General features: G+C 42.2%; 14 protein-coding genes. 5 read left to right on the top strand and 9 right to left on the bottom strand.

The window, feature by feature from the left end:
* Positions 1 to 74: 74 nt before the first annotated feature.
* From JKP82_RS06605 to JKP82_RS06615, 3 genes are all read right to left on the bottom strand, one after another.
* On the bottom strand, positions 75 to 470 hold the full coding sequence (locus JKP82_RS06605; protein ID WP_013783794.1) for a DUF3718 domain-containing protein: 396 nt from the start codon (positions 468 to 470) through the stop codon (positions 75 to 77).
* A 478-nt stretch (positions 471 to 948) separates the two neighbouring features.
* Entirely contained in the window at positions 949 to 1,905 is a 957-nt protein-coding gene (locus JKP82_RS06610; protein WP_159529847.1) for a sugar-binding transcriptional regulator, read from the bottom strand.
* Positions 1,906 to 1,919: 14 nt separating this feature from the next.
* Positions 1,920 to 2,576, bottom strand: a complete 657-nt coding sequence (locus tag JKP82_RS06615; RefSeq protein ID WP_159529849.1) for an HAD family hydrolase — start codon at positions 2,574 to 2,576, stop codon at positions 1,920 to 1,922.
* Positions 2,577 to 3,356: 780 nt separating this feature from the next.
* Here JKP82_RS06615 and JKP82_RS06620 point away from each other — a divergent pair.
* Entirely contained in the window at positions 3,357 to 5,072 is a 1,716-nt protein-coding gene (locus tag JKP82_RS06620) for a purine-cytosine permease family protein (protein ID WP_218396329.1), read from the top strand.
* A 9-nt stretch (positions 5,073 to 5,081) separates the two neighbouring features.
* Positions 5,082 to 6,596 (top strand): mannitol dehydrogenase family protein, encoded by a 1,515-nt coding sequence (locus JKP82_RS06625; protein ID WP_218396330.1) that lies wholly within the window; start codon positions 5,082 to 5,084, stop codon positions 6,594 to 6,596.
* Positions 6,597 to 6,743: 147 nt separating this feature from the next.
* Here the strand turns inward: JKP82_RS06625 and JKP82_RS06630 are convergent, their stop codons facing one another.
* Positions 6,744 to 7,136, bottom strand: coding sequence for a DUF3718 domain-containing protein (locus JKP82_RS06630; RefSeq protein ID WP_159529855.1), 393 nt, complete (start codon positions 7,134 to 7,136; stop codon positions 6,744 to 6,746).
* 194 nt (positions 7,137 to 7,330) lie between these two features.
* Complete coding sequence (locus JKP82_RS06635) at positions 7,331 to 8,233, bottom strand: LysR family transcriptional regulator (RefSeq protein ID WP_013783800.1); 903 nt, start codon at positions 8,231 to 8,233, stop codon at positions 7,331 to 7,333.
* A 191-nt stretch (positions 8,234 to 8,424) separates the two neighbouring features.
* Between JKP82_RS06635 and JKP82_RS06640 the strand changes: the two genes are divergently transcribed.
* Positions 8,425 to 8,877 (top strand): MaoC family dehydratase, encoded by a 453-nt coding sequence (locus tag JKP82_RS06640; protein WP_159529857.1) that lies wholly within the window; start codon positions 8,425 to 8,427, stop codon positions 8,875 to 8,877.
* Between the two features lie 43 nt (positions 8,878 to 8,920).
* Here the strand turns inward: JKP82_RS06640 and JKP82_RS06645 are convergent, their stop codons facing one another.
* Positions 8,921 to 10,039: a mechanosensitive ion channel family protein gene (locus JKP82_RS06645; RefSeq protein WP_201299242.1), complete on the bottom strand. Its 1,119-nt coding sequence runs from the start codon at positions 10,037 to 10,039 to the stop codon at positions 8,921 to 8,923.
* Between the two features lie 407 nt (positions 10,040 to 10,446).
* Positions 10,447 to 10,914, bottom strand: coding sequence for a hypothetical protein (locus tag JKP82_RS06650; RefSeq protein ID WP_159529859.1), 468 nt, complete (start codon positions 10,912 to 10,914; stop codon positions 10,447 to 10,449).
* Between the two features lie 239 nt (positions 10,915 to 11,153).
* Here JKP82_RS06650 and JKP82_RS06655 point away from each other — a divergent pair, with 239 nt between their 5' ends.
* Positions 11,154 to 11,462: a hypothetical protein gene (locus tag JKP82_RS06655; protein WP_159529861.1), complete on the top strand. Its 309-nt coding sequence runs from the start codon at positions 11,154 to 11,156 to the stop codon at positions 11,460 to 11,462.
* A 92-nt stretch (positions 11,463 to 11,554) separates the two neighbouring features.
* Here JKP82_RS06655 and JKP82_RS06660 read toward each other — a convergent pair whose 3' ends face one another.
* The gene (locus JKP82_RS06660) at positions 11,555 to 11,737 is read right to left on the bottom strand and encodes an entericidin A/B family lipoprotein (protein WP_201299243.1); all 183 of its coding nucleotides are present in this window, start codon (positions 11,735 to 11,737) and stop codon (positions 11,555 to 11,557) included.
* A gap of 42 nt (positions 11,738 to 11,779) precedes the next feature.
* Positions 11,780 to 12,754, bottom strand: coding sequence for a mechanosensitive ion channel family protein (locus JKP82_RS06665; RefSeq protein WP_159529863.1), 975 nt, complete (start codon positions 12,752 to 12,754; stop codon positions 11,780 to 11,782).
* A gap of 404 nt (positions 12,755 to 13,158) precedes the next feature.
* On the opposite strand from JKP82_RS06665, the gene JKP82_RS06670 reads away from it, so the two are divergent.
* The gene (locus tag JKP82_RS06670; RefSeq protein WP_218396332.1) at positions 13,159 to 15,870 is read left to right on the top strand and encodes a TonB-dependent receptor plug domain-containing protein; all 2,712 of its coding nucleotides are present in this window, start codon (positions 13,159 to 13,161) and stop codon (positions 15,868 to 15,870) included.
* Positions 15,871 to 15,941 lie beyond the last annotated feature (71 nt).

Below are 15,941 nucleotides of genomic sequence, written 5' to 3' on the forward strand. Positions count from 1 at the left end.
GGCCACAAGCACGGCATCCTGCCGTTACCATGTTGAACTGCTGTATCTTTACATGGTGCGAAGTATCTTAAAAACTAGATACGTTCGTTAAGTTCGCTAGAGATAGGGCTTGATTGTAGACCTTGCTCAGCAATCCACGCTTGAAGTGTTTTACCGTCTGCTTCTGGGTTTTGTAGTTCACGACTTGGCATTTTCTTAACCAAAAGTGTACCTACATCTACCGCGTTGTTTACGATAGCAGTACGGATTAGGCTGTTGCCGTTACACGAAATACCTGAGTAGTAATCATGCAATTTTAATTTGAAATCTGATTGTACACGACGCATCTTTTTACGTAGCTCGCCTTTATCGTCTGCTTGAACGATAGTGCAAATGTTCGCTAGCGCTTCGTTTACATCGGCTTGTGCTGCGTTAGAGAAAGCTAGAGTAGATGCTGCGATAACTAAAGAAGTTTTAACAATTTTCAACATGGTTAATTTCCTTTCGTATTTAATGTTTAATTTAAAGTTTGTCTGTTCGGTTCGGGAGTAATTAAAAACCAAATGGGCAGGTCAGAAAACATGCAAGGGAATAACAAGGTATCCCAAAGTATACCTTATACCAAAGTTGTAGGGCGGGTGTCGGGTTCTAGGCCTTTATTTGTAAGGTGCCAACCTAAAGTATAAGAAAAGTTGAAATTGGGCGTTCTACTGCAATTAATCAGTAAAAATGCGCAAAAATAAGCTAGAAAGGTTAGTTTAAGGAGTATTTTCACCGCCCAGCTTGCTCAAAATCGCTAATTTTTTCACTTTATTTGAATTTCGTTGGATGACAAGCAGCGTTATAGGTGAATCCGCTTTTTGTTCACAAGAAGAATGGCCGTAATGGTGGCGTTATTGAATTGCAGTATAAATAGGCGTAGATAAATAACCAACAAGGTTACCTATCTACGCGCTATGAAAAAGCTCGTTAGCTATTAAGTAAGGCTTGAGCAGTAGTTTCATTGGTAATGAGTGAATTGATAAGCTTGGATCGCAAGGCACCGAGTATGGCGTCTTTCTTATTCATACCTGCTGCGATACCCACAACTGGCTTCTCGGAAGCTAGAGTGAGTTTGCTACTGGTTACCCTTCGATTCACTTCACAATCAACAATAGCGCCTTCACGATTGTACACCCACCCAATGATTTCACCTGCGGCACCCAATGACGACAAGCTTTGCGTTTCGTTATCACTAATGAAGCCATCTACATGCAGGGGCGATGTGTTCCCTAAATTACCGATGCCTACAAAAGTAATATCGGCTTGCCGAGCCAGTTCGTGAATACGCGCAATATGAGCTTGTTGATGCAATTGTTCGCGCTCGGTTTCAGAGCCAGCAATAACAGGTAATGGCATTGGATAGTGTTGAGCTCTCACTCTATCGGCAATGTGCACTGCTACATCATAGCGAGTGGCTTCACCGTTGTTAGCAATATTCCCTACTAAAGACACAATTTTATGCTGGGGGCAGTTCATCAACGCCAGTTCGTCAGCACAAGCACGCAATACGCGACCAGTACCAAACGCAATAGTTTGCGGTGAGTCAGACTTAAGTGAGCGCTCTATAGCACTGGCACCGGCTTGTCCCAACCCCAAGGTAGAATTTTCGTCGCCAACCACAGAGGGGACTACCTCACAAAACTGCAACCCAAAACGCTGTTGAATGGTTTCAGCTAACTCCATACAGCGGGCAATAGGGTGCTCGAGTCGCACCTTCACTAGCCCTTCAGACATGGCCAACGCCACTAAGCGCTGGGCACTTTGTCGAGAGGTATTTAAGCGTTTGGCAATTTCGTCTTGTGTTTTACCGCCTACATAATAAAGCCACCCAGCACGCGCGGCTTCATCGAGACGTTGATTTTCTAGGTGTTGTTTTTTACTCATTTATTCTTGTTCCATCAATCAGATACCAACATAGGGTAGGCTTGTATAAAGTTATCCCAATGTGAGAAGGTTGTCGTGTGGTTTGTTGGCATATCCTTTAAATGACTCCCCCCTGTGTAATGAATAACCTGCATGTTTGCGGCAATCCCAGCTTCAATACCCGCAGGGGAGTCTTCAATGACAATACATTGTTTAGGCGTAACCCCCATTTTTTCAGCCGCATATAAAAAGAGATCGGGGGCTGGCTTCCCATGTTTCACAAGAGAACGTGTAAATATATTGCCAGTGAAATACTGGCTTAAGCCAGTACAAGATAAGGCGTACTCTGTGCGCTCGGCTGAACTGCTAGTTGCAAGGCAATAGGGAACATTGAGCCTTGTCAGCAGACTTATAATGCCCGGTGTCGGCATTAAGTTTTCAGCAAAGCTTTTATTCAGCAAAACATGAAATTCATCTTTAATTTGAGTGGTAACAGTCAGGCCAAAATCATGCTGAATCTGCTGTTCAACATGTTGCATACTTTTGCCAAGAAAGTTGCTGATAAAATAGTCCGCGCTAATAGACACTTTATAGTTTTCAAGTAACTGCTGCCAGCTTTTCATCGATAACACTTCACTATCAATTAACACACCGTCACAGTCGAAAATGACAAGGCTGCTTTCTATTGTCATGTTATTCCTTATGCCCACTTATATATTGCTAAAACGGCATATAGCCCGAATGAATGTGTCGCAGCGTATGATCTGCGTAGTGTTTCCCATAGCGATTTCCAGAGAGGCTTAGTACTTCACAAGGAGGGAATTTTACGTACAAGCCCAGCCAGAAACCACTTCAATTTTACTTAATTTAGCTATTTAGCTCCATGAGTAAACGTAGGGGCAAACGTCTTTTTGAGTAATGTGCAACAACTGAGACAAAACAACGCTAGCTTCGCCATTTTTCACTATTCCAATCGATAGAATAAGTTCTAAAAAGTAAATGCGGGCGGTGTATTAATCAGGCGGTCAGGCTTATGACTTCAATATATTTAATTTACTTACGCATAACATATCGTGCCCTTACGGCGTTTTTAAGTCAACAAACGGCCCATAAACATAGCAATAGCAGTTAGATTCACCCCAATACGAACCTATTAGTAATAACATTTATTGGATACAAATTAACTTGTTAACCGAATTATAACGTTAGGCTTGTTAATTCCGTTTACATTTAAACATCGATATGTAAGTATTGCCAATTGAGAAATAACCCAGTTCAATGGCAAATGCTCAAGTGGGCAGAAGTTACTAAGCCAAGCCTGTTAATCTTCAGTGGTAGTTTAGGTCTTGGTATCGTTTTTATGAGTGTTAACGTGAAAATAATAGCGCTCATTACAAGTTTAGTTTTGGTACATGGCAGTAAAATGCTCGGCGAGTTGTCCCAAAGTGATGAATCAAGTAGCGAGATAAAAAATGAAAACGAATTCAAGCAATGTCGATATTGCACAGATAGGTGACGAGCAACTCCCTGTTGCTAAACACCAGTTGAAGGGCTGGAAGCACTTCATGGGACTTTATGCTGGTGAGCATGTTGCAGCCACCGAGTTTGTCTTTGGTGCTACGTTTGTTGCCCTAGGCGCAACCATGACCGACATTCTGTTTGGTTTACTCATCGGTAACATATTGGCTGTGCTTAGTTGGACGCTGATCACTACGCCCATTGCCGTAGATACACGCCTAAGTTTATATACTTACTTGCACAAAATTGCCGGTGATTCGATGACCAAGCTCTATAACTGGGCTAATGTCATCATATTTACAGTTATATCTGCCGCCATGATCACGGTATCAGCTACCGCGGTTCGATTCGCATTGAATATTCCTGCGCAACTAGATTGGTATCCAACGAACCTTGCGTTTGTCGGTGTTGTTGCAGCGGTTGGCGTTATTGTGGTGTTTGTTGCCATGTACGGCTTTAACGCGGTGTCTGATTTTTCTCGTATTTGTGCACCTTGGCTATTCACTATGTTTGTGTGTGGTCCATTAGTGCTAATGCCAGCTTTGGCTGATGCAGTAATTGGTCAAACCTTCCTAACAAGTTGGGCTGACTTCATGCACATAGGGTCTGTGTCGGTATGGACTGGTTTAACCCCCTCTGGTGAGCAGGGCATTGGCTTGCTTGAAGTTATTGGTTTCTCTTGGGCTGCAAATACAATCACCCATTTCGGATTGATTGATATGGCTATGCTTCGTTTTGCAAAGCGTAAAGTCTACGGTCTTACTACTTCTGCGGGTATGCTTTTCGGTCACTATGTGGCATGGATTTCTGCCGGTATTATGGGGGCAGGAACTGCCATTATCGTCCAAAAATCTATTACTGAATTAGACCCAGGCGATGTAGCCTTCCACGCATTGGGTTTATCTGGCTTGGTCATCGTTATTGTTGCTGGTTGGACAACAGCGAATGCTAACTTGTACCGTGCAGGTTTGGCTGCACAGGCTATTTTTAAAGATAAATCTCGGATTAAAACCACCGCCACAGTAGGTATGGTTACCGTTGTTATCGCGTGTTTCCCTTTCGTATTTACTAAGCTACTTCCGTTACTCACGTATGCTGGATTACTCGTTGTGCCTGTAGGCGGGATTGTATTCGCTGAACACGTAATATTCCCACGTATTGGTTACACACGTTACTGGGCACATTTCCAAAACTTAACGCATAGTACACCTGCGGTGGCGACCTGGGGATTAGGGCTTGTATTTGGTTTTGGTCTAAACGCACTAGATATTATTTCATTCTACTACCTATTTATTCCAACGTGGATATTTACCATTATTGTCTACACCTTGTTGGCAGCAAAGTATGGTGCAAAGCGTCAATACGTTGAAGAAAAAGCAGAAATGGATGCTTTTTATACAGAAGTTGAAGTGCAACAGGAACGCCAAGCCGCTGAGATTCCAGCACCTGCAATTGACACATCATTGTTATCGAAATTACTACAAGTTGTGTCTTGGGGTAGCCTATTAGTGACGACGTTATTAGCCATTAATACGTTTTCGCTAAGCCCAGATATAGCGAATTACGAAGGCAACAGAGAGCTGTTCTTTAACTTGGCTTTCATATGCACAATTATTTACTTTACTACTGCTTACTGGTCAATGCGTCGCCACAAAGCACTTGCGAAATAGAGGTTTTTTATGCAACCAGCAACTAATATGCGTTTGAACCGTACTGCGTTACCTTCTCTTGATGAGAGCATCGCTGTACCTCAGTACGATGTATCTCGTGTAGAAGCCGGTATTGTTCATGTTGGTGTGGGCGGTTTTCATCGCGCCCATGAAGCCATGTACGTAGATGCGTATATGAACGTAACAGGTGACACCTCGTGGGGTATTTGTGGGGTAGGGCTGCGTGAAGCCGACCGCCATATGCAATCACGATTAAAAGAGCAAGACTACCTTTATACGTTGGTAGAGAAGCACGCCAATGGCGACCGCAAAGCGCGTGTTATTGGTGCACTTACTGACTTTTTAATTGCGGGCGATAGCCCCGTGGCCATCATTGATAAAATGGCGTCGGAGGCAATTAAAATTGTTTCGCTGACTATCACGGAAGGTGGGTATAACTTCGACCCAACTACCGGGGAATTTATTGCACAAAACCCCGATGTACAGCATGACTTAGCGAATCCTGAATCGCCGAAATTAGTTTTTGGTTATGTAACCGCTGCACTTAAAAAGCGTAAAGAAATGGGTATTGCACCTTTTACTGTCATGTCGTGCGATAACATTCAACATAATGGTGATGTACTTAAAGCCATGTTGCTGTCTTATATTCGTCTTGCGGATACCGATTTCGCACAGTGGGTTGAGGAAAACGTAAGCTTTCCTAATTCAATGGTCGATCGTATTACCCCAGCAACAACAGATGAAGACAAAGCGGCATTAGTTGATTCAGGCATTGAAGACAGCTGGCCTGTGGTATGCGAACCCTTCGATCAATGGATTATTGCTGATAAGTTTTGTAATGAACGCCCCGCGTTTGAAGATGTTGGCGCACAGTTCGTCGATAATGTGGCCCCTTACGAAAAGTTGAAGCTGAGAATGCTGAACGCGGGTCATTCTGTATTGGGGTTAACGGGTTCACTTGCCGATCTTGATACAATTCATGAAAGCGTAGCGCAAACGGAACTTCGTTCTCTTCTTGCCACCTTCATGGTAGATGAAGTCATGCCAACACTAGACCCGGTTGCAGGTATTGATGTTCACGATTACAAAAATATTTTGTTAGCACGATTTGCAAATCCGTATATTAAAGATTCGCTTTCCAGAATTTGTTTAGAAAGCTCAGCAAAAATTCCTGTATTTTTACTACCTACCATTCGTGAGAATTTAGCAAATGGTGGAAAAGTTGATATTAGCGCCTTAATACTTGCAGCGTGGAGTTTCTATTCAGACAAGCGTACTTCGCAAAAAGGTACGCCCCTAGTTATTCAAGATCAACTTGCAGATGAATTGCACCAGGCTGCTTCACGTTACCAAGATGATCCTTTGTCTTTCTTGAAAGTGACCAGTGTTTTCGGTGATTTAAGTGATGAGTCAGGCTTTACGCCTTTGTTTAAAGATTACTTGAGCCGTATTTATAGCGGTGAGTCTATTCTAGACATAGCCAAATCGTTAACGAGTGCGCCAAGCGAGCCGGCGCTCGTGTAACAGGCACAAAGAAAAGAGGCGACCTTATGGTCGCCTCTTTAAGTGCAGATTACTCTGCAACCATGTTGAATCTTTTCACATGGTATGTGAATTTTTTAGTCAGTCTTACAATCTTCCGCTCAGGGCTGTTTATTCGCTCAAGGCTGTTTACAAACGACCGCTCAAGACTGTGGCAATTTCGTTACCTTCCAAGCCATTCTCAGAAACCCATGCTTGCAACGTTTTACCGTCAGTTTCTGGTGCTGATAAATCACTCTTTGGCATTTTCTTAACAAGAAGCGAACCTGCTTCTACAGCGTTGCTCAGCATTGCTGTGCGTATCAGGCTGTTACCGTTACAGCTAACACCTGAATAATAATCTTTTAATTTAAGGCGGTAATCTGATTCTACAGAACGCATTTTTTTGCGTAGCTCACCTTTATCATCTGCTTGTACAATAGTACAAATGTTTGCTAATGCTTCGTTTACGTTGGCTTGCGCCATGCCAGATACACCCAAAGTTGCTGCGATAACTAGCGAAGTTTTAACGATTTTCAACATGGTCAATTCCTCGGTTTAATTTAAAAGTATGTTCGTTCGTTGGGTTCTATTAAACGCAAAACTATTAAGATTAGAAAGAGTGGGTCTAATACTAAGGTATAGAGTTTAATATCTAAGCGGAATAGAAAGGGAAGATGCAAATAAAAAAGGCACACCACTTAAAGAGGTGTGCCTTCAAAAACAAGTAGTAAAAGTTAGTGGCTTTTAAAGTGGCTTGATACTTCCATTATCTGTTCACGCATCCACATATGAGCGTAATCATGATCTGCACTCACGTGCCAGTATAAGAAGTATTCAACGGTAGGTAAGTCGAAGGGTAATTCATAAATGGCTAAATCGTAGTGCTTAGCTAAATGAAATGGCAAGCAAGCAATAAGGTCGGTTTTCACGATTGTGCTGGGCACGGTTAAGAAGTGTTGGCTTCTCATGACTTCTTTACGGCGTTTACCCATTCTATCCAGGGCGACATCTATAGGACCTGCACCTGATTTTCGTTGCGACACATTAATGTGACCGAGGCGTAGAAAGGTGTCCAAATCTAACCCGTTCTTTAAAGCAGGGTGATTCTTTCGTGCTAATACCACAAACCTGTCTTGCGCTATCTTCTCTTTGCACAAATGCGGGTCACTAAATGTAGATGCATCGGCAAAGAAATCTAAGGTGCCACTGGCCATCGCAGATACTATCTGGCTACGAGGAATTTCATAATTGGTAAGGCTAATATTGGGCGCTAAGTTTTGTAACCGCGAAACCAACCTTGGCATAATACTAACTTCTAGCAAATCTCTGCTGGCAAAGTTAAATGCCTTTTCTGCTGTTAAAGGATCGAACGTATGACTCTCTTGCACGCTCTTTCTTAGCAATGCTAAGGCTTGTCTCGCAGGTACAATAATGTTCTGAGCAACCGGGGTGGGTGTCATACTATGCCCGGTTCTGACGAACAAAGGGTCGTTCAACATTTCCCGTAAACGAGCCAGTGAATTACTCACCGCAGGTTGGGTAATACATAGCACATCCGCTGCTTTAGTTAGGCTTCCCGCTGTATATATGGCGTCGAATACGGCGAAAAGGTTTAAATCAATTCTATTTAGATTCATTGCGCAATCCTTGTCTGGCGAGTGCCAGTATGAAAATACCTAAAAGGTAACCGGCGAATTCTTTGGTTAATATTATTTTTACCTCATTGTAACAAGGTTATTTATAAATACCTATTATTAAAAGTTAATTGAAATATTCAATACATCAATAGTACTGTTCGTCTTAAATTAACTACCATTGGTCAAAAATTATGAAAACACTCATCGACTTAGCAGTTGGAGAAACCCTTGAACAAGCTGAATGGCTTACCATTTCACAAGACATGATTAATCAATTTGCTGAAGCTACAGGGGATTATCAATGGATACACCTTGATACTGAACGGTGTAAAAAGGAGAGCCCGTTTAAAACCACTATTGCACATGGTTTTTTAACTGCGTCAGTTATGCCCAAAGCGTTTGAAGGTGTACTCGCACCATCAGACAAAATTGCATCAACCATTAACTATGGTATTGACTCATTACGTTTTTTAGAGCCTGTAAAATCAGGCGATGCGATAAAATATCACTTCAAGTTGGTAGAAGTCGTTAATAAGCCTGCGGGGAAACTATTTAAAATGGAATCAAGCTGCGTGCTAGCCTCGTCAGGCAAACCTGCACTGGTAGGAACGTTTCTGATGCTGGCAGTAATGCAACCTAGCTAGTGAGCAATTAGCGCTGAGTATTCTATATGTTGTACTCTGCATTCTACCGGCTAGGAGGCTCGTTTGCGTTGTTGGGGATGTTGGTAGTTTGAACATCAATACGCGGGCTCTCTTGGTCGGTATTAATGGCCCGTATTGGGTAGGGAATAATAATACCTTCTGCGGCATAACGCTTATGTAATGCCTTGATAAATGCCGATTTAATAAAGAACCGATGGAAGTACTCTTTTGCTCTTAACATCACTGTGAAATTGATGCTGGAATTATCAAAGGTGTGGTACACCACAAAGGTATCGTAATCGCCTACTCCCCATTCGTGAGAAACCAATATTTCTTTGGCGACCTCAAGGGTAACCCTCTCTACGTGCTCAAGGTCAGAGTTATAATGCACACCTACATCAACCGGTACTGATAACTCTTTACTCGGGTAGAAATAGTTAATTATTTTTGATTCAGCTAATACACTATTTGGCACAATAATGGTGTTATTGGGTAGCATCTTTATCCACGTTGAGCGCCAACCAATACGTTCTACAAAACCTTGTTCTTTACTCTCTAATTCGATGAAGTCGCCAACTCTAATAGGCTTGTCCATGACCAGTTGAACCCCTGAAAAGAAGTTTTCCAAGGTGGGTTGAAGGGCAAGGGCAACAGCCAGTGACGTAATACCTAACGACGCAACAATGGGCGTAATTGAAATCCCTAATGTACCCAACATAATCAATAGGCCAATACCCACGATAAGACCTTTCACAATGCCTTTAATTATGCCCGTGCTACTTCGAAGAGAATCTGAGCGCTGTGTTTGGTTGGCAAGTAACCCCACGGCAAAACGATTTAAGAAAAGAATAGCGGCAATGATCAGCAATAATTTAGAGGCAAGCGATATTGAGCTGGCATAGGACGCATTCACAATATCGTACTTGTCGAACAGCCAATTTAAAATCCAAATATCGATAACAAAAATAAGGATAGTGAGCGGCAGGTTTAACGAGTGGGCTAGCAAAGAGTCATAGAAATGTGAAGTACGGTCGGTAAGCAGCAAAAACTTGCGCAAAAAGATGCGCTTAAGTAAGAACATGAATAGGTTAGCAAGTATCACAGTAACGGTGATAACTAATTCAGGCACTAACATTAAACCTGCGAAGTTAACTTCTGGCATGGCTTTCCCTTGACCAATAACATATGGATACACAATTAAGCCATTCATACTAAGGGTGTTTTAGAACCTCAGTGTGAATACAAACACTACTATGTGCAGCAATTAACGTTCCAGCCAAATTCACACAAAAGAATCTAGAGGGCATTAACGCTAAAAAGGGGGAGTCATTTTCCCCTGGAGCGTTTCAACACGGGCGATAGCAGTAGGTGGCGGACGGAAGCAGAAGATGCATGAAAAGGGAAGTCGCTTGCTTCAATGCTAAACGAGTGCATTAAATTTGTGCAAAGCAATAAGGATTTACTATTTAATCAAGCGAGTTAAATACTTGTCAGGTACCAAACTTATAAAAAACTAACGTAACCGGTAATCAGAATTGCCTATTTTTATACGCATGTTCTAAAGGTTGTTTAAAAAGACATACCAATAGCGATACCGGCAACAACAGCGCTTTTGTGATTTCGATGATAGTCATAGTGCAGTTGGGGCGAAACACTAACACCAGATACCTCAAACTCATATAAAAAGCCCAATCGGACAACTTCCATTTTATGGCTACCGTGGAACTCTACCCCAGGACCAATCTGTGCGATAAAATTGGTAGTAATGTGTAGATCCGCAACCAGCAAATATGTGTAGGCGTCTAAATCTTCGAATGCGTATTCGGCCACAAAGCCAAGCCCTAAAAAGTCGGTAACACGATATTCGTAATCAATACCTACGGTGAACGCGTTTCCACATTCTTTTGTATATGTTGTGCCTACTAGAGCGGAAAAATGATGAGGGGACGTTTGCCAATGATGAGCCTTTCCTTTTGCAGCAACGGAGGGGGCAAACGCCAAGGTTGTAATCAATCCTATCGCTATTTGTGCTCGCATGATGTGCTCACTTACTTTTATAGTGAATACCTAGAAAGACCTCTTCTAGCACTCTCTACAGCGTAGGCACGATATTCACACCTCACCAATGAACTTTAGTTGAAGTGCGCAAGCGACGGCTAAATAAGACATTCCACTTTGTTCACTTAAATAGGTAAACTCTTATGCAGGGATATCGGCTTAAAGTAATTGAAAGCTACTGTAGAGGCCATTGTTAGTTAATTAAAAGGAGCACTGCGATGTATAACGAAAGAGAAGTAACCAAGTTTATAGAGGCATGCACTACTCAGCTCGTAAATTTATACACGGCAAGTAAAGAGGGAAAAAACGTAGATGCCGATAAATACCGAGTGCAAGGGTTTATGCACGCAGGCGAACTACTTGGCGTAATAAGTAAAAAGCAAGGGCAGGCGCTTATCGCTGACTTACACTTTCAGGTTTTTGGTGAAACCATTGACGAGAGAGCGAGAAGAAAGAATAAACTGGAAGCATTAAAGGAATCTGATCCAGATGCCTATATTGAAATTCCCGCGATAGAAAGACGTTAACTGGTGTTAAGCAAATATATTTAAGGCCACTGTTGTAAGCCACGACTATAGAAGTCTACAGCGTGGCTTAACCAGAACAACAAAGTGATAAATTAATTAGATGCGTCTTCAGCACCTTCTTCAATGGCTTCGCCAGCGCTTTGTATATCTTCCCCTGCGCCTTCTACAGTAGCGCATCCATTTACACCTACCACAGCAGATGAAAACAATAGCGCGGTGAAACTACCTCTAAGTAATTTCGACTTTAAAAATGACGACAAAACTGACCTTTTCATGACATGTCTCCTGATATTAATAATTAACGTTATTTAGTTTCTTTACTCATCACTCGCTTCGCTATCCCCATTTACTTGATCGCCAGAATTGCGCGTTGGGGATGATTCGGTGCCTGAAGTGGTCTCTTTCTTTTCAAGCATACTGTTAAGCTTATCGCTTCCCTTGGAATTAAAATCCAACGTACGAATAGGGAAGGGAATTAAGATGTCGTTTTCTTCTAATACACGTTTAACAGTACATATAGCTTCGTGGCGCACCACCATAAAGCCAGGGTCGCCTGGGTAACGTATCCAAAACCATAGCAATAGATTGATACTTGAATCACCGAATGACGCAGCGTAAACCGCAGTTTCGTCTTTCTTTATTACGTAGTCTTTTTCATTCATTGCGTCGGTAATGACTTCGGCGGCTTTTTCAATGTCATCGGCGTAGGAAATGCCCACGGGAACCTCAATACGCCTAATACCTTCAACTGAATAGTTAGTTAAAATATTTCTAAATAGAATTTTATTGGGAATGATTTCACGTTGCCCGTAAAAAGTAGCGACTAAGGTGTTTCGCAGGTTAATTTCCTCTACCGTTCCGAAAACGCCTTCAGCTTCAACCACATCACCAATTTCGAAGGGTTTACGTATACCCATCGCAATCCCTGCAATGAGGTTTTCTGTCATATCTTGAAATGCAAAACCAATGGCTAAACCTACAATACCCGCACCAGCAAGCAGTGATGTGACCGTGCCCTTGAGGCCAACAAAATCCAGCGCAATGAAAATACCGAAAACAATAATGAGTGACTTGATGATAGAGGTAAGTAATTTAGCGATTTGACGAGATTCGAATGCTCTGCGCATTACCTTTCCAACAATATTCCCTACCACTTTTGCCAGTATTCCGAAAACAATAGCGATTAATATAGCGACTACAAAGTTGGGTAGGTGCTTAATTCCGCTCTCGATCCAACCCTCTAGCTTCTGGTTGATCAGTTGGTAAAAGTCGTCAATATTCGGAAAATCCATAAAATTCTTTTATTTTCTAACAATATGACAGTGACTATTCAAGAATTATTCCGTCGTTAAATGTTGTTATGCTGCTGTTTTTGTTAGTGAAAATAAATTTCGGACTGGTATGGATACAAAAGTGATAAGAAAAAAATACAAGGGTGAGAAATAACTACGCAATAACTAAATGAATTTTCATAGAGGCTAGACAAAAGTTACAGTGGTCTGACCATGTGTAAAATTAATGTAAATATATTATTCACAATAAATTTACAAAGCATGTATTGACGCTTAACATCAATATTGCAGGTCAAAGATTGTTCATTGACCTTTCACAATAACAATGAGAAATCGTCCAGCCTGTTGCTAGCGGAAAGTGTGGGTTTTACCGGTAGTGATGCGCCCAGATTTGGAATCACACTATGAAATTTAAAACGCGTAAGACTGCAGTAGCTGCCTTAGTCAGCTCTGCCTTATTTTGTTCTCCTTTTTTAGCGAATGCGCAAGATGCTAACGAAGAAGTTGAAGCTGAATCTAAAAATAAAAAAGATGTAGAGTTAATTCTTGTTACAGGGAGCTTTGTTCGTCGCAGTGAGAACTTTGAGTCACCATCACCCTTAGCGGTAGTAGACAGCGTAGCTATCGATTCAATAGGTGCAAAAAATATTGCGGATATTACGCAAACATTAACAATTAATACTGGCGCAGAGAATAACCCTGATGCCTTTACGCAAAATGCCACCGCAGGTACCTCAAATATTAACCTTCGCGGGTTAGGGGTTGCTTCTACCTTGGTACTATTAAATAACAAACGCCAAGTCGTTACTGCTCAGCCTACAAACGAGGGTTTAAATTTCGTTGATACAAGTTCACTCGTGCCTATGATTGCCATTGATAGAATGGAAGTCGTAAAAGACGGTGCATCGGCCTTATACGGTTCAGATGCGGTTGCAGGGGTGGTTAACTTCATTACTAAACGCAATTACGATGGTGCGATGGTCAGTGTTGATTATCAAGACGGTGCCCATGGTGATAACAAAGAATATATATTTCAAGGTTTATGGGGCGCTACAGGCGACAATGGTAGTGTGCTAGCTGCCATCAGCTACACGAACCGTTCACCGTTATTTTTAAGTGACCGACGTTTAAGTCGCCCTCAAGATGACACTAGTGCGTTAGGTAACCCAGCATCTTATTTTGTAACTATTCCAGGCGCTGGAACATTACCTATAATCGACCCTTATGGGTGTGAGGAATTTGGTGGTGCACCTAATTTACTTGCTCCCAGTGGAACGATTCCAGGCTTAGAAGTTGGTTTCTGCGGCTTCGATTTTGGTAAGTTCTATTCCTATGTTGCAGATGAAAGTCGAATAAATTCCTATGTAAGAGCAGACTATGAGTTTGACAATGATATTACATGGACAGCCGAGCTCAGCATGGCGCGTAACCGCGCCGAACGTGGCGGGGCGCCAAGTTTCCCGATTCTAACATCACCGATTGTTCCTGATTATCACCCACAAAACCCATTCGGTCAGTCTGTCGCCTTCTTTGGCCGCGCTGAAGGAAATGGATTCGATGGTGATCCAGCCAACACAGAATCAGATACTTTTAGATTCAGCACTAATTTACAAGGTGTGACTGACAGCGGTTTCTGGGAGGTGAGCTATACCCGTGCAGTGAATGATTTCTTATTCAAAGTGCCTGATGTATTAAACACTGAGTTCCAGCTAGCGTTGTACGGTTTGGGTGGCTCGGCATGTGATCCTATCGCGGGAACACCAGGCGAAGGTAATTGTGAATTCTTCAATCCTTTTGCTACTTCCTATACGTCAGCGCCCAACTCAGACTACGTGGTAGATTCGTTCACGGGCACAGAAATCATAGATTCAAAAGCTGATCTTGAAGTGTTCGAAGCGTTTACTTCATTTGATATCTTTGAAATGAGTAGTGGTTTTGCCGCACTAGCAGTAGGTGTGCAATATCGCGAAGAACAGTTAAGCCAAGATTATGATGATTTGGCTAACCAAGACAGTTTCACCTTCGTTATTGGTAATCCAGATATTGATGGAAGCCAAGATGTATGGGCTGCCTTTGGTGAACTTGCTTTACCATTAAGCGAAGACTTAGATGTGCAACTCGCCGTTCGATATGAAGATTACGGCGGTAGCATAGGTAGTACAGTGGACCCTAAACTCGCAGTGTCCTATCGCGCTACCGATGAGTTTTCACTGCGGGGCTCCGTGTCTACGTCGTTTAGAGCACCTACTGTGTTCTTAGCGCAAGGTGGCGCTACGTCATTGCAGCAACTTATTGACCCAGTGCAAGGTGCTACGGCGTTTGTTGCGGTAAGAACCTCAGGTAACGAAAATCTAAAACCGGAAGAATCTACTGCATATAATATTGGTTTTTCATACGAGCCTTTCCGCGATTTCTCTGTAGAGGTTGATTATTGGAACTTCAAGTTTGAAGATTTGATTATTCAAGAAAACGCACAAGCAGTGTTGAACTTAGATCCAACTGATACCGATCGCATTATTCGTGCTGGCGACCCGTTAAACGGCCCTGTGTTACAGGTTAACAATACCTACGTTAATGCAAGTGAGATGGAAACATCAGGTATTGATTTCGTCACTAGTTATAAAATTGATACTGACGTGGGTAGCTTTACACCAACCCTAAACGCCACTTACATCACAAAGTATGACTTAAATGATCCTCAAGCTGAAAATATTGACGGGGCAGGGCGCAGGAACTTCAACAATATCGGGGTATCTTCACCGGAACTAAGAATGAACTTTGGTCTTGCATGGAAAAATGACATTCATGCAGCAAACTTATTCGTTCGTTACATCTCATCTTATGACGATGATCAAAACTGTTCTGATGGGACTGCAAATATCGGTGGATGCGCTGATGGTTTCTATGAAGTAGACAGCCATGTCACAGTAGATGCTCAATACAATATCGACTTAGGCTCACTGTTTGAGACGGAACAAAGTTATGTTGTCACCGTAGGCGGATTGAACTTGTTTGATGAAGATCCCCCTCAGTTGTTTACTAATAGCGGTTTTGATTCAAAAGTGCATGACCCCCGTGGGCGTCAAATATATGCACGGTTAGCGGTAGAGTTTTAAAACTTAACTTTCTTAACCCACAAAATCCTAGCGGCCTATGTTGAGTGTTCATGAAAATGCGCATTCTCATA

The sequence above is a fragment of the Alteromonas lipotrueae genome (assembly GCF_019249215.1).
In the GTDB taxonomy this organism is placed as follows: Bacteria; Pseudomonadota; Gammaproteobacteria; order Enterobacterales; family Alteromonadaceae; genus Alteromonas; species Alteromonas lipotrueae.